Source organism: Paenibacillus ihbetae (genome assembly GCF_002741055.1).
In the GTDB taxonomy this organism is placed as follows: Bacteria; Bacillota; Bacilli; order Paenibacillales; family Paenibacillaceae; genus Paenibacillus_AQ; species Paenibacillus_AQ ihbetae.
In genome coordinates this window covers 3,030,316-3,043,314 of record NZ_CP016809.1, presented here as the reverse complement: position 1 = coordinate 3,043,314, position 12,999 = coordinate 3,030,316, and the positions used below count along the sequence as shown (strand labels likewise).

Here is a 12,999-nt window from a genome sequence, read left to right as displayed (position 1 = left end):
AGGGGAGGTTAAGTTATGACGCAAACATTGCTTATCGATCCAGTGGCGTTCTCCATTGGATCGCTGAGTGTTCATTGGTATGGCCTGCTTCTGGGCTTAGGCGCATTGGTCGGGCTGCTCTTGGCCATTCGGGAAGGGAAACGGTTCGGTATCCCGCAGGAATTTTTCATGGATCTGCTGCTGCTTGGCGTTCCATCCGCAATCATTGCTGCACGTATTTATTATGTGGCTTTCAAGTGGGAAGACTACAAGGATAATTTCCTGGACGTGTTCAAAATATGGAATGGCGGGATCGCCATTTACGGTGCGCTGATCGGCGCCGTTATTTGCGCTGTCATTTATGTGCGCAGGAAAGGCTATTCGTTCTGGCGGATTGCCGATATCTGTGCGCCGTCCTTGCTCGCCGGTCAAATTATCGGACGCTGGGGAAACTTTGTGAACCAGGAAGCGTACGGCGGACCGGTAGAGGAGTCCTTTTTGCGCAACACGCTGAACCTGCCGGATTTTATCGTCAATCAAATGAATGTGCAGGGAGTCTTCCATCACCCGACCTTCCTGTATGAGTCGTTATGGAACGTTGTCGGCATCATCCTGGTCCTGATTATACGGAGACTTCGGTTTCTGCGGGCCGGCGAGCTGTTTATCGGTTACTTTATCTGGTATTCCATCGGACGGTTCTTTATCGAAGCTGTTCGAACGGACAGCTTGGCGTTCCAGGGAGCACAACCCGTGGCTGACTTCATCAACAATACGCTGTGGGCTCCAATGAGATGGATGGGCTTCGAGCTCGGGTATCTGGACCCGGCTTACGGCAACATCCGGATATCGCAGCTCTTGTCGATCCTGCTGGTGATCGGGGGCATTGTGCTCATTATCGTGCGGCGGGTGACGGGGAAAGCCAACGAACGGTACCTGGACCCGATTGTTTCCACGAAGGCGGTCTCCGTGGCACCTGAAGCCGATCCGCAAGCCGGGAAGACGCCGGTTTCGGCTGCCAAGGCTTCCGAGCCGGTGTCCGCAAACCGAGCCGATAAGGTGCAGGAAGACGCTAACGTCAAGATTCAGGAGGAGGATCGCCCCGCAACCCCGCACGCTTCGGGCAATGGGGAGTCTGATTCGTATATAGAGGATCCGGCCTTGAAGCCGGACACGGAGGATAAAAAGGAGTAGCAGCATGATTGAAACCGTACTGTTTGATTTGGATGGCACCATTATCGATACCAATGAATTGATTATTTCGTCTTTTCTCCATATCTTCGAGTCCCGGGAGTCGGGTCCCCTGACGAGGGAGCAAATCATTCCCCATATGGGGACGACGCTGGAGCAGCAGCTTCAGGCGTTCTCCGGCGCGGAGGATGTGAGTTCCTTCGTTCAAGCGTACCGCTCCTATAACTCGCTTCATCATGATGAGATGGTTCGTACGTTTCCCCACGTAAATGAGGTGGTGGAGCGTCTCTATCAGCATGGACTTGCGCTGGGCGTTGTTACGACGAAGATCCGGCCATCGACTATGATGACGCTGGAGAAATATGATTTGGAGCAGTATATGTCCGCGATCGTGACTGTAAACGATGTACAGCATCCGAAGCCGCATCCGGAGCCCGTGCTGACTGCGGTGGAGCGCCTGGGAGCCAATCCGGAGACGACCCTCATGATCGGCGACAGCCCGGTGGACATCCAGTCCGCCAAGGCCGCAGGTGTGAAGGCGGCAGCCGTGGCCTGGTCGCTTAAGGGGGAACAGCAGCTCCAGGCGTACAAGCCCGATTTCATCCTTCGGGATATGAGAGATCTGTATGACATCGTAGGACTTCCTAAAGAATAGGAGTATGGGGCAGTATGGCCAGAAAGTTAACCCGTTACCCGGTCGAGGGACCGAATGCGCTGTGGCAGATCTATCGTACGGTCAGTCCGCTTAAAGGCGTCAAAAACTTCATTTTCATTCAGCTTGCCCGCTATTGCCCGATCCTTCCGATGAAGAACTGGATCTATCGTCGTATGCTGGGGATGACGGTCGGCAAGCATACCGCTTTCGGATTGATGGTTATGGTGGATGTGTTCTTTCCCGAGAAAATCACGATCGGCGAGAATTCGGTGATCGGGTACAACACAACGATTCTCGCGCATGAATACCTGATTAAGGAGTACCGTCTTGGCGAGGTGCGGATTGGAGAGAATGTGCTGGTCGGTGCCAACACGACGATCCTGCCGGGCGTTACGATCGGGGACGGCGCGGTTGTTGCCGCCGGCTCCGTTGTACATAAGGATGTTGCTCCCGGGGCGTTCGTAGGGGGAAACCCGCTGCGGGAGCTGGGAAGGGTCGCAGCGGAAAACGAGTCAATATGAGGCAATGCGACAGGAATGGTTCCCATTCGATAGGATTTATTGTAGAATGATAGAGGATCGTCAAGAAGCGAACGATAGTCCCTTGGGTATGATGCGCCTTGAGGGACTTTTTTGTCGGTTCCTGAACGCCGGCTCACGTAAACGTATGAAAAAATGGATATAAGGAGGCGACGCTCGACATGTCTGCTACGCTGATCAAGAAGGAGCGGCTGCCGCAGTTGGATATTTACCGCGCGTTGGCAATTCTGGGCGTGCTGCACGTGCATGCGACATCCTTTGCCACGGTCGATGCAATTGATTCGAGATTCTATTATATTATTAACTTCATTAATATCTTCTTTAAATATGGAACGCCCTCGTTTATATTTCTGAGCAGCTTCGTTCTGTTCTATAACTATGCGGACCGGCCGTTGACGAAGGAGTTAATCGGGAACTTCTATAAACGGCGTTTGTTGTACATTCTGCTTCCGTATCTTTTGTTCTCGATCCTGTATTTCTTTGTCCGGATGTATCAAAACGGCTACTTGGGCCCGTCATTTGATTTGTCGGCGCAGCTGCCGGTCTTTTTCGAGCGATTGATTCGCGGTCAGAACTACACGCACTTATACTTTGTGTTTATCAGCTTACAGTTCTACATCCTGTTTCCGATCTTCCTGGCCCTGTTCAAATCATCCCGGTTTCTGGTCCGGTGGGCCGTGCCGATCGGATTCCTGCTGCAGTGGGCGTTTATTATCTGGAATAAATACGAGCTGCGGTACGAGTTCAAAGGAAGCTTGGCCATTTCCTATTTGGCTTATTATATGCTTGGTGCATTTCTTGCTATGCATTATGACAAGTTTAAGGACTGGCTAACCTTGTCGTGGTGGAAGCAAAGTGCAAGGCAGAAAGCCGGAACGGTGGTGCTCTGGGGAGGCTGGCTGTTCATGGCGCTGACGCATGTGCAGATCTGGTACAATCAACGCTTGCATGGAGCCAAATATGATTCCCTGCTGTACGAGCTGCTCTGGAACCTGCATACCATCTTCTCCGCACTCGTCCTGATGCAGCTGGCCAACTGGCTGTACCACGGCGGCTGGAAGTGGCTCGTGAAGCTCTTAACACGAATCGGCGAGCTGTCTTTCGCCATCTATCTGGTTCACCCGCTGTGGCTGTTCCTCTATCGGGAGCTCGATCCGAAGCTGAACCCGGTAACCGACGATTATTTGATCTGGGTCTATGGCGGAATGGTAACCGCGCTGATCGTAAGCGGGCTGGCCGTACAAGCCTTCATGCGGTGGATTCCTGGGGCTTGGGTGCTGCTCGGAAGCATTCCGCGTTCGCTCAAGCGGACTCCTAAAGCGCCGGCGCCGTCCCATCCGAAGGACACCGTTACCGGTGACAGCCGAAAATCGGTGGATCTCTAAACCGAATACTGAACTGCGAAGTATAGAGAATGCTGCACTCATGCGAACCGTCCGGGAATCCGGACGGTTTTTTTGCGGGTATATGGGGTAAAAAAATCATGCGCCCGAGTAATGTGTTTGCATTCCATTGACGATAAGGTTACATTCATGGTAATATAGCCAATAATATTCTTTATCTTATTAGCAAGTTAACACTTTACCATATTGAAGTAATCGCAAAACGGACTGAATTTGAGGTGGGATCATGTCTAAACCGAAAGGCTTCGAGAAACCGGCAGGCGTCCGGGATTATCTCCCGCATGCGGTTGCCAAGCTGCGCCGGATCGAGCGTGAGGTGCTGGCTTGCATGGATCGCTGGGGATACCGGCAAATTATGACGCCGACGATGGAATATTACGATACGGTAGGCGTGGCTAGCTCCACGTCGGATCAAAAGCTGTTCAAGCTGCTCAATAAACGGGGCACGACGATGGTGCTGCGGTCGGACCTGACTGCACCGATCGCCCGGGTTATGTCTTCGCTGCTGAAGGATGAGCCGCTTCCGGTTCGACTGTCCTACCATGCGAATGTGTTTCGGGCAATCGAGGAGGAGGCCGGGAGAGAGGCGGAATTTTACCAGACGGGCGTTGAGCTTGTCGGCGACGACTCACCGGAAGCGGATGCCGAGGTTATCGCGCTGGCGATTGAATCATTGCGGGCTGCTGGGGTAGAACGGTTTAAAATTGCCATGGGACATATGGGGTTCCTGAACGGTCTGCTGCAGGAGGTACTCCCGGAACGGATGGAGGATCAGGAAAATCTGAAGCAGGATCTGCTCAATCGCGACTACGTCGGCTACAGGGGAACCATCGCCGGGTTGAAGCTGGAAGCACAGCAGCAGGAGCAGCTGGAAGGCATTCTCCGGCTTCGCGGAGGCAAAGAGATCGCCGAGCAGGCATTGGAGATTAGCAGCAATCCGCTAGCCCGCTCCTCCATTGAGCACATGGGTCATGTGTGGGAGGTGCTGGAGGCTTACGGAGTATCGGGACATGTGATGATCGATTTAACGCTGCTTGGAGACTTCTCGTATTACACAGGGATCACGTTTGAAGGATATGCTGCAGAGCTGGGATCGCCCGTGGCAAACGGAGGCCGTTACGACAAGCTGCTGAGGCAGTTTGGCCGGGATGTTCCGGCTACCGGGTTTGCCCTGAAGACCAATCGGATTCTGGATGGCGTTCCAGGCGCAGCGATGGAAGAGCCGCTCCCGATCCTGGTCCGCTATACGGCGGAGTGCCGGCAGGAAGGCTTGGCCAAAGCGGCGAAGCTGCGGGCAGAAGGCCTCACGGTAGTAACGTCGTTGATTCGGGAGAACGATCAGGCCGAGCACGTCGGAGGCTCATCAGGGGCAGCAAGCAGCTTACTGAACAAAGGCTACCGGGAAATCATTACACTAAAGTAGTCCCGGCGGAGTAGAATATGCGAGATTTAGAGCTTCAATCAAGGTTAAGTCAGGAGGATTGAACGTGACGGAAACGTTGAAAGTAGCGATGCCCAAAGGGCGTATATATAAAAAAGCCTCTGCGCTGTTCCGTTCAGCCGGACTGCCGATTCCCCTCGATGTGGATGAGACGCGGAAGCTGGTCATCCCGTTGCCGGAAGCCGGCATGGAATTCATTCTGGCCAAGCCGGTCGATGTGCCGACCTACGTCGAGTATGGCGTAGCCGATATCGGCATCGTGGGCAAGGATGTGCTGCTGGAGGAGAACAAGGATGTTTACGAGCTTCTTGATCTAGGCATTGCAAGATGCCGGATGTCCATCATCGGGCTGCCGGACTGGAAGCCCGGCATTCACCAGCGGGTCGCAACCAAGTATCCGAATGTGGCCTCCCAGTACTTCCGCGAGCAAGGGCAACAGGTTGAGGTTGTTAAGCTGAACGGCTCGATTGAGCTCGCGCCTCTGATCGGTCTGGCAGACCGCATCGTGGATATGGTGGAGACCGGGCAGACGCTTAAGGAGAATGGATTGGTTGAAATGACGAGCCTGTTCGAAATTACGAGCCGTCTTATTGCGAACCGCGTCAGCTACCGAATGAAGAATAATGAAATTCAGGCATTGTGCGACCGGCTGCAGCAGGTTATAACGGAAGGGCAAGTTAACCGCTAAAACGGCTTGGCGTAGATAGAGTGAGAAACGCGTACGAATCGATCAAGAAGACCACTACGGAAAAGATAAGAGATCCGTTGTTTGCGTCAGGAAGCAAGCGGGATAGGGGGAGATCATGGTGAAGGTAGTATCAGCATCCGACTTTCAATTGAATCGGGAAAATGACTATGGCACACCGGAGCAGAATGAAACCGTCAAAACGATCGTGCAGGCGGTGCGGACCGAAGGCGATACCGCGCTGCTGCGGTATACCGAGCAGCTGGACCGGATCCGGTTGACGGCCGGACAGCTCCGCGTTACGGACGAAGAGCTGCAGGCTGCCTATCAGAAGGTAGAGCCAACATTCGTGGAAGCGATCCGGGCGGCGGCGGACAATATTCGCGCCTTCCATATGAAGCAGAAGCGGAATTCATGGATGGACGTTCAGCCGGACGGAAGCATACTCGGGCAAATTATCCGCCCCTTGAAGCGGGTCGGAGTATATGTACCCGGAGGCAAGGCGGCATATCCTTCGTCGGTGCTGATGAACGTCATTCCGGCTCAGGTGGCCGGCGTTCCCGAAATCGTCATGGTAACCCCGCCATCCACCGGAGGAGAGGAAGGGATCAACCCTTACATTCTGGTAGCTGCCGCGGAGGCCGGCGTTACGGAATTGTACCGTGTCGGCGGCGCTCAGGCGATTGCCGCATTGGCCTACGGCACCGATAGCATAGCTCGAGTTGATAAAATTTGCGGACCGGGCAACATATTTGTAGCGCTGGCGAAGCGTGAAGTGTACGGCGCCGTCAACATTGACAGTCTCGCCGGACCGAGCGAGATTGCCATTCTGGCGGATGACACGGCGCAGCCGGCTTATATCGCGGCTGATCTGCTCTCCCAGGCCGAGCACGACGAGATGGCCTCGGCGATTCTGGTAACGCCGTCCCGCAAGCTTGGCGAGGCGGTCGCCGCTGAGGTGGAGCGGCAGCTGGAGCTCCTGCCGCGGCGCGATATCGCGAGGGCATCCATCGACCATTATGGGGCGGTCGTGGTGACGGAGTCCCTGACTGAGGGGATCGAGCTGATCAATCGCCTGGCACCGGAGCATTTGGAGATCATCACCGAGGAGCCGATGTCGCTGGCCGGGCGAATCGAGAATGCCGGCGCCATATTCCTCGGCCCGTACAGCTCGGAGCCGGTGGGGGATTATTTTGCAGGCCCGAACCATATTATTCCGACCAACGGCACAGCGAGATTCGCGTCCCCGGTCGATTTGGACGACTTCATTAAGAAGTCGAGCCTGATTTATTACAGCCGGGAGGCGCTCCTTGCCAACGGCGAGCAGATCATGGAATTGGCACGGCGCGAGGGGCTGGAGGGTCACGCCAGGGCAATTGCCATCCGGCTCGAGCAGGAACGCTGATAATACCGGATAGCCGGTATGCTAATTATTCCGTATGACGATCATGACATAAGACCATATAGGGGGTATCATCGTGAGCAGTTTTGAAGCGGCAGGCCGCATCGCCAGTGTGAGCCGAACAACGAATGAAACGGACATTACCTTAAAGCTGAACGTAGACGGAACCGGGGTTTCCGAGCTGGAGACGGATGTTCCCTTCCTTAACCATATGCTGGATTTGTTTGCGAAGCATGGCCATTTCGATTTAAGCGTAAAGGCAAAGGGCGACATCGAAATTGATGATCACCACACGGTTGAGGATATCGGCATCTGTCTTGGACAGACCTTGCGGGAAGCGCTCGGGGACAAGCGGGGCATTAAACGATACGCGAGCGTATTCGTGCCGATGGATGAGGCGCTGGCACAGGTGGTCGTTGATATCAGCAACCGCCCGCACTTCGAATACCGGGCCGAATTCCCATCCGGGCAGGTAGGATCGTTCGACACCGAGCTGGTGCACGAGTTTCTCTGGAAGCTGGCGCTTGAGGCGCGGATTACGCTGCATGTCATCGTTCATTACGGACGCAATACCCATCATATGATCGAAGCGGTGTTTAAAGCGCTCGCCCGAGCCTTGGACGAAGCGACCAGCATCGACCCGCGGGTGACGGGCGTGCCATCCACGAAGGGAGTGCTCTAACCTCTATGGCAATTGCAATCGTCGATTATGGCATGGGCAATTTGCACAGCGTCAGCAAGGCAGTGGAGCGGCTCGGCTACGAGCCGCTTGTCACAGGGGATCGTGAGGAGCTTCTGTCGGCGGATGGCGTGATTCTCCCGGGTGTCGGCGCGTTCGGAGATGCGATGGAGCAGCTGCGGCAGACCGGACTGGATGCCGTCATGAAGGAAGCTGCCGCTGTCGGCAAGCCGCTGCTTGGCATTTGTCTCGGCATGCAGCTTCTGTTCAGCCGGAGCGAGGAGCATGGGAACCATGAAGGGCTTGATATGCTGCCCGGCTCGGTTGTCCGGTTTGCCGGCGGCGATTATAAAGTGCCGCATATGGGCTGGAATGCGCTGCAGTTTAAGAAGCCGGAGCATCCGCTGCTGGCCGGGCTTGAGGAAGGGCATGTGTATTTTGTTCACTCTTACCATGTCCTCCCTGAGGCGCAGGAGGATCTGCTGGCGGTGACCGATTACGGTCAGCCGGTAACGGCGATTGTCGGCCGGGGCTCCGTGTACGGCATGCAGTTTCATCCGGAGAAGAGCGGGGAGCTCGGCATGAGCCTGCTCCGGAATTTCTTAGCTTTAACCTAAATTGAATGGAAAGTGGGTATGGTGATGTCCTCTTTTATCATATATCCGGCCATCGATATTCGCGGCGGAAAATGCGTTAGACTTGTACAGGGTGATTACAACCAGGAAACGGTGTACAACGACAATCCGCTGGAAGTGGCCAAGTCTTGGGAGTCGCAGGGCGGATCGTTCATCCATCTGGTCGATTTGGACGGAGCCAAAGCCGGCCATCCGGTCAATGATGAAATTATCGGGAGCATTGCGTCGAGCGTCAATGTGCCGGTCCAGGTCGGCGGCGGTCTTAGAACCTTGGCCGATGTGGAGCGGCTGCTGGGACTCGGCGTCAGCCGGGTGATCATCGGTACGGCAGCGATCGAAGACCGTGTCTTCACGGAGGAGGTGCTCGGCCGGTATGGCGACAAGGTCGCGATCGGAATCGACGCCCGGAACGGATATGTCGCAACACGGGGCTGGCTCGAAACCTCCGAGGTGCAGGCCGAAGTATTAGCGAAGGAGCTTGCAGCCAAAGGCGCCGAGACATTCATCTTCACGGATATTTCCCGCGACGGGATGATGCAGGGCCCGAACGTGGAGGCCATTGTAGCGCTGGCTAAAGCAAGCGGCCGTTCGGTCATTGCCTCGGGAGGCGTAACCCGGCTTGAGGATTTGCTGGCGTTAAGCGCCCACCGGGAAGACGGCGTTGGCGGAGCCATTGTCGGCAAAGCGCTGTATACGGGCCATATTGACCTGGCCGAGGCGGCTTCGTCGATCGGGTAATGCCGCCCTGCATGGATGATGCAGGGAGGATTCGGTGCATTTTGCTAAAAGGTACAAAAGCCAATGGTCCTGATGCGTGATCGGTTCATCGGATTTGAACGGCCACGAATTGATCATAGGTTGGTTAACAGGGGGAGGAGACGAAACCATGCTGGCAAAACGGATTATCCCTTGCCTGGACGTAAAGGACGGGCGGGTAGTTAAAGGCGTTAACTTTGTAAATCTCCGCGATGCGGGGGATCCGGTAGAGCTCGCGGCGCTGTATGACCGTGAAGGTGCGGATGAGCTGGTGTTTCTGGACATTTCGGCCTCGGTGGAAGGACGGGCGACGATGGAAGAGGTCGTGCGGCGGACGGCCGGGGAAATTGCGATTCCGTTCACGGTTGGCGGCGGCATCTCCTCCGTCGATGATATGAAGCGGATCCTTCGCGCAGGTGCGGACAAAATCGGGATTAACACGGCGGCGGTCAAGCAGCCGGAGCTGATCTCGGCAGGCGCGCGCAAATTCGGCTCCCAGTGCATCGTGGTGGCGGTGGACGCCAAGTACAACGAGGACTGGGACGAATGGGAGGTCTACACGCACGGCGGCCGAACGCCAACCGGCATCAAGGCGCTGGATTGGGTGAAGCGGGCGGAATCCTTGGGGGCAGGCGAAATTTTGCTGACCAGCATGGACGCGGACGGAACGAAGGACGGCTTCGATCTGGCCTTAACCTCCGCCGTGTCATCGGCTGTTCGGATCCCGGTGATCGCCTCCGGCGGTGCCGGAGACGAGGAGCATTTCTTCGATGTGTTTACGAAGGGCAAAGCCGATGCCGGCTTGGCGGCAACCATTTTTCACTATAAAGAAATTTCCATTCCCGATTTGAAAGGGCAGCTTAGAGTAAAAGGAGTGAATGTACGGTGAGCGAGGATATAGGAAAGGATCTGATCCTGGAGCAAGCAAGCGAATATATTCGCTGGGATGCAACCGGCTTGGTGCCGGCGATCGTGCAGGATGCAAGCAGCAAGCAGGTGCTGATGATGGCTTATATGAACCGGGAATCGCTCAAGCGGACGCTGGAGAGCGGCGAAACCTGGTTCTGGAGCCGTTCCCGCGGGGAACTATGGCATAAAGGCGCCACTTCGGGCAATACTCAAACGGTGGTCTCGATAGCCTATGATTGCGACGGGGACACGCTGCTGGTGCAGGTGGAACCGAAAGGGCCCGCCTGTCATACCGGGGAAACGAGCTGCTTCTATCGGGAGATAAAGGCCGGAGATACGACACAAGGCCATGCTGACAGGCAGGCAGCCGCTAGTGACCGGTTTGCCGTGCTAGCCGAGCTGGAGGAAGTCATCGCGCAGCGTGAGAAGGAACGGCCCGAGGGCGCCTATACGACCTATCTGTTCGATAAAGGCGTCGACAAAATCCTGAAGAAGGTCGGCGAGGAAGCTTCCGAAACGATCATCGCTGCCAAAAATAAGGATAACGCCGAGCTGAAGCTGGAGATCAGCGATCTCATCTACCACCTGTTGGTTCTTCTGCAGGAGCGGAAGCTTCCGCTTGATGAGATCATGGCCGAGCTGAGCCGCCGTCACGAACGTCCGCGCCGCGATTAGGGGGGAGTATCTATGCATATCGATTATCATACGCACCATGTCCGCTGCGGACATGCGGAGGGACGACTCGAAGAATATGTGCAGCGTGCGATTGAGCTTGGCTACGATCAGCTTGGCTTATCGGATCATATGCCGCTCATTCACGTTGACCCTGCTTCCTATTATCCCGAAATGGCGATGCCCATGGAAGAGCTGCCCCGGTACGTGGAGGAATGCCTCCTCCTGAAGGAACGTTACAAAGGGCAAATCGATATCCGCGTCGGGCTGGAAGGGGACTATATCGAAGGTTATGAGGAGCAGATCGGACGAATCATCGCCGAGTATCCTTGGGATTATGTCATCGGTTCGGTTCACTTCTTGGGCGAATGGGACATTACGGACTATCGCCAGACCCATGGCTGGGAAGGGAAGGACCCGCTCGAGGTGTACCGCCAATATTACGATGCGGTGCAGAAGGCCGCGGCGACCGGATTCTATGATATTATGGGCCATCTGGATGTAATCAAACGGTTCGGCTACGGACCGGGCAAAGAGCAGGAAGGCGAGGTGATCGCTCTGGAAAATGCGGCGCTTGCAGCCGTCGCCAAAAGCGGCAAGGCGATGGAGCTGAACGCATCCGGCTTATCCAAGGCCTGCGAGGAGATGTTTCCGAGCCGCCGTATGCTGGAGGAAGCGATTGCGCTTGGCATTCCGCTGACGCTGGGTTCGGATGCGCACCAGCCCGGGAAGCTCGGGGAGCATCTGGATAAAGCGCGGGCGCTGCTGGCTGATCTGGGGGTACGGCACATCGCGACCTTCCGCGGGCGGAAGCGGGAGATGGTGCCTTTGGATGGTCAATTTTTGAATGATGAAGAAAACGATGTATAATAAAGCTATATAGATATTGATCGGGACATGCTCGTACGGACGGCTGTTCTCCTCCCCCGATGCTCGCAGGGTGCGGGCCTTGCGGGGAGGGGGGCAGCCTGATTTCGCGACAGCGCTTTCCTAATCGACGGGTGTGCAGCATGCGCCTAAACCATTTAATGTGTCAGGAGGTCCCCATGTATCGTACCCTTCGATTGTTCGCCGGAACGTCCAATCCGCAGCTTGCCGAAAGCATCAGCCGGCAGCTGGGCGTGGAGCTGGGCAAGATTAAAATTTCCCGCTTCCAGAGCGGCGAAATCTATGTTCACTATGAGGAGAGCATCCGCAATTGCGATGTGTTTCTCCTGCAGTCTTTTTCCCAGCCTATCAATGAGATGTTCGTTGAGCTGCTGGTCATGATCGATGCGGCCAAGCGGGCTTCGGCAAGAACCATCAATATTATCGTGCCTTACTACGGGTATGCGAGACAGGAGCGCAAGTCGGCTCCGCGTGAGCCGATCTCCGCTAAGATGGTGGCTGATGTGCTGACGACGGCCGGTGCGAACCGGGTAATTACCATCGATCTGCATGCGCCGGCCATTCAAGGCTTCTTCAATATTCCGGTGGATCATTTGACCGCGCTCGATCTCATTACGGAGTATTTGAGGACGAAGAACATCGAGCAGCCGGTTATCGTGTCCCCGGACGCAGGCCGGGCGAAAACGGCGGAGAAGCTGGCCAGCAGGCTGGGATCCCCATTCGCCATCATGATCAAACAGCGTCCGGCCCATAACGAATCGGTCATAACGCACGTGATCGGCGATGTGGCCGGCCGCACGCCTATCATCATCGAGGATCTGATCGACACCGGCACCACCATCGTCCAGGTCGTGGAGGGGTTAAAGGAGCGCGGGGCGAAGGATGCGATCGTCTGCGCCACGCACGGCCTGTTCTCCGGCGAAGCGCTGGACCGGCTGGATCATGCCCATATTGCAGAAATTGTCGTAACGGATTCGATCGTGCTGCCGGAGCATCACTGCCGGATGCGGCTGAAAGTACTGTCGGTTGCGCCGATGCTGGCGCAGGCTACCCAAATTATACTTGAGGGCGGATCCATCGCCACTTTGTTCAAAGACGCCGGTGTGTAAGCTGGTGTCTTTTTTCTGCAAATGATGTTGTAACTTGTGTTATACTGTTCTGGATAGAG

The 12,999-nt window shown here is 55.6% G+C and carries 14 protein-coding genes; all 14 read left to right on the top strand.

The window, feature by feature from the left end:
• The first annotated feature begins 15 nt into the window (after window positions 1-15).
• The 14 genes from lgt to BBD41_RS13500 all read left to right on the top strand — a co-directional run bounded on the left by lgt (window position 16) and on the right by BBD41_RS13500 (window position 12,940).
• Window positions 16-1,170, top strand: coding sequence for a prolipoprotein diacylglyceryl transferase (gene lgt, locus BBD41_RS13565; RefSeq protein ID WP_099477904.1), 1,155 nt, complete (start codon window positions 16-18; stop codon window positions 1,168-1,170).
• A 4-nt stretch (window positions 1,171-1,174) separates the two neighbouring features.
• Window positions 1,175-1,822 carry a pyrophosphatase PpaX gene (gene ppaX / locus BBD41_RS13560; protein ID WP_099477903.1) on the top strand — a complete coding sequence of 216 codons (648 nt, stop codon included), beginning with the start codon at window positions 1,175-1,177 and terminating at the stop codon, window positions 1,820-1,822.
• A gap of 14 nt (window positions 1,823-1,836) precedes the next feature.
• Window positions 1,837-2,343: an acyltransferase gene (locus BBD41_RS13555; RefSeq protein WP_099477902.1), complete on the top strand. Its 507-nt coding sequence runs from the start codon at window positions 1,837-1,839 to the stop codon at window positions 2,341-2,343.
• A 179-nt stretch (window positions 2,344-2,522) separates the two neighbouring features.
• On the top strand, window positions 2,523-3,746 hold the full coding sequence (locus BBD41_RS13550; protein WP_099477901.1) for an acyltransferase: 1,224 nt from the start codon (window positions 2,523-2,525) through the stop codon (window positions 3,744-3,746).
• A gap of 244 nt (window positions 3,747-3,990) precedes the next feature.
• Window positions 3,991-5,187: an ATP phosphoribosyltransferase regulatory subunit gene (locus tag BBD41_RS13545; RefSeq protein ID WP_099477900.1), complete on the top strand. Its 1,197-nt coding sequence runs from the start codon at window positions 3,991-3,993 to the stop codon at window positions 5,185-5,187.
• A gap of 64 nt (window positions 5,188-5,251) precedes the next feature.
• Window positions 5,252-5,893, top strand: a complete 642-nt coding sequence (gene hisG, locus BBD41_RS13540) for an ATP phosphoribosyltransferase (protein WP_077570572.1) — start codon at window positions 5,252-5,254, stop codon at window positions 5,891-5,893.
• Window positions 5,894-6,011: 118 nt separating this feature from the next.
• Window positions 6,012-7,295, top strand: a complete 1,284-nt coding sequence (gene hisD / locus BBD41_RS13535; protein WP_077570748.1) for a histidinol dehydrogenase — start codon at window positions 6,012-6,014, stop codon at window positions 7,293-7,295.
• Window positions 7,296-7,368: 73 nt separating this feature from the next.
• Window positions 7,369-7,974, top strand: coding sequence for an imidazoleglycerol-phosphate dehydratase HisB (hisB, locus tag BBD41_RS13530; protein WP_099477899.1), 606 nt, complete (start codon window positions 7,369-7,371; stop codon window positions 7,972-7,974).
• A 5-nt stretch (window positions 7,975-7,979) separates the two neighbouring features.
• Window positions 7,980-8,588 carry an imidazole glycerol phosphate synthase subunit HisH gene (gene hisH, locus BBD41_RS13525; protein ID WP_077570569.1) on the top strand — a complete coding sequence of 203 codons (609 nt, stop codon included), beginning with the start codon at window positions 7,980-7,982 and terminating at the stop codon, window positions 8,586-8,588.
• 24 nt (window positions 8,589-8,612) lie between these two features.
• Window positions 8,613-9,344, top strand: a complete 732-nt coding sequence (hisA, locus tag BBD41_RS13520) for a 1-(5-phosphoribosyl)-5-[(5-phosphoribosylamino)methylideneamino]imidazole-4-carboxamide isomerase (protein ID WP_206098305.1) — start codon at window positions 8,613-8,615, stop codon at window positions 9,342-9,344.
• A 148-nt stretch (window positions 9,345-9,492) separates the two neighbouring features.
• Window positions 9,493-10,251, top strand: a complete 759-nt coding sequence (gene hisF / locus BBD41_RS13515; RefSeq protein ID WP_099477897.1) for an imidazole glycerol phosphate synthase subunit HisF — start codon at window positions 9,493-9,495, stop codon at window positions 10,249-10,251.
• Complete coding sequence (hisIE, locus tag BBD41_RS13510) at window positions 10,248-10,946, top strand: bifunctional phosphoribosyl-AMP cyclohydrolase/phosphoribosyl-ATP diphosphatase HisIE (protein ID WP_099477896.1); 699 nt, start codon at window positions 10,248-10,250, stop codon at window positions 10,944-10,946. Before hisF ends, hisIE begins: the two co-directional genes overlap by 4 nt.
• Window positions 10,947-10,958: 12 nt before the next feature.
• The gene (gene hisJ, locus BBD41_RS13505) at window positions 10,959-11,813 is read left to right on the top strand and encodes a histidinol-phosphatase HisJ (protein WP_099477895.1); all 855 of its coding nucleotides are present in this window, start codon (window positions 10,959-10,961) and stop codon (window positions 11,811-11,813) included.
• Between the two features lie 176 nt (window positions 11,814-11,989).
• The gene (locus BBD41_RS13500) at window positions 11,990-12,940 is read left to right on the top strand and encodes a ribose-phosphate diphosphokinase (RefSeq protein WP_077570559.1); all 951 of its coding nucleotides are present in this window, start codon (window positions 11,990-11,992) and stop codon (window positions 12,938-12,940) included.
• The last annotated feature ends 59 nt before the right edge of the window (window positions 12,941-12,999 follow it).

Coding starts and splice junctions, on each gene's coding strand:
- lgt (WP_099477904.1), top strand. CDS start 16: ATGACGCAAACATTGCTTATCGATCCAGTGGCGTTCTCCATTGGATCG.
- ppaX (WP_099477903.1), top strand. CDS start 1,175: ATGATTGAAACCGTACTGTTTGATTTGGATGGCACCATTATCGATACC.
- BBD41_RS13555 (WP_099477902.1), top strand. CDS start 1,837: ATGGCCAGAAAGTTAACCCGTTACCCGGTCGAGGGACCGAATGCGCTG.
- BBD41_RS13550 (WP_099477901.1), top strand. CDS start 2,523: ATGTCTGCTACGCTGATCAAGAAGGAGCGGCTGCCGCAGTTGGATATT.
- BBD41_RS13545 (WP_099477900.1), top strand. CDS start 3,991: ATGTCTAAACCGAAAGGCTTCGAGAAACCGGCAGGCGTCCGGGATTAT.
- hisH (WP_077570569.1), top strand. CDS start 7,980: ATGGCAATTGCAATCGTCGATTATGGCATGGGCAATTTGCACAGCGTC.
- hisA (WP_206098305.1), top strand. CDS start 8,613: ATGTCCTCTTTTATCATATATCCGGCCATCGATATTCGCGGCGGAAAA.
- hisF (WP_099477897.1), top strand. CDS start 9,493: ATGCTGGCAAAACGGATTATCCCTTGCCTGGACGTAAAGGACGGGCGG.
- hisJ (WP_099477895.1), top strand. CDS start 10,959: ATGCATATCGATTATCATACGCACCATGTCCGCTGCGGACATGCGGAG.
- BBD41_RS13500 (WP_077570559.1), top strand. CDS start 11,990: ATGTATCGTACCCTTCGATTGTTCGCCGGAACGTCCAATCCGCAGCTT.